Here is a 554-nt window from a genome sequence, read left to right on the forward strand (position 1 = left end):
TTGCGCCGTGGCGAACCATATCTGTCAGCATGGTACAAACCTGAGTGCGGACATGGATTGCTTCGCTACGCTCGCAATGACGATTACTGTCTGCATTGCTGTCACTGGTCATCACACTCGCCACTCGCCACTCGCTCCTGACTCCGTCATCGCGAGGCGCGTCTTTTGCGCCGTGGCGATCCATGCCTGGCCGCGTATGCAGGCCGGGGTGCGGACATGGATTGCTTCGCTGCGCTCGCAATGACGATTGCTGTATGCATTGCTGTCACTGGTCATCACGCTCGCTACTCGTTACTCGCCACTCGCGCCTGACCCCGTCATCGCGAGGCGCGTCTTTTGCGCCGTGGCGATCCATGCCTGGCAGCGTCATACAGACCAGGCTGCGTACATGGATTACTTCGCTGCGCTCGCATGACGTTAGCCGGAATAATAAGCCGTCGTCGAAACCAGCACAGTCGTGGCTCAGGGTTTAATGGCAACACCCCAGGGGTAGCGCCCCACCTTGATACTCTTGACCACCTGCAGTTTTTTGACATCCACCACCGAGACATCGC

Annotated in this window: 1 protein-coding gene; it reads right to left on the reverse strand. The window is 58.3% G+C overall.

Features of this window, described 5'->3' with window-relative positions:
* Window positions 1-462: 462 nt before the first annotated feature.
* Complete coding sequence (locus GSF27_RS18120; protein ID WP_370462621.1) at window positions 463-543, reverse strand: hypothetical protein; 81 nt, start codon at window positions 541-543, stop codon at window positions 463-465.
* Window positions 544-554 lie beyond the last annotated feature (11 nt).

It is taken from the genome of Pseudomaricurvus sp. HS19 (assembly GCF_009857815.1).
GTDB lineage: Bacteria > Pseudomonadota > Gammaproteobacteria > Pseudomonadales > Cellvibrionaceae > Pseudomaricurvus.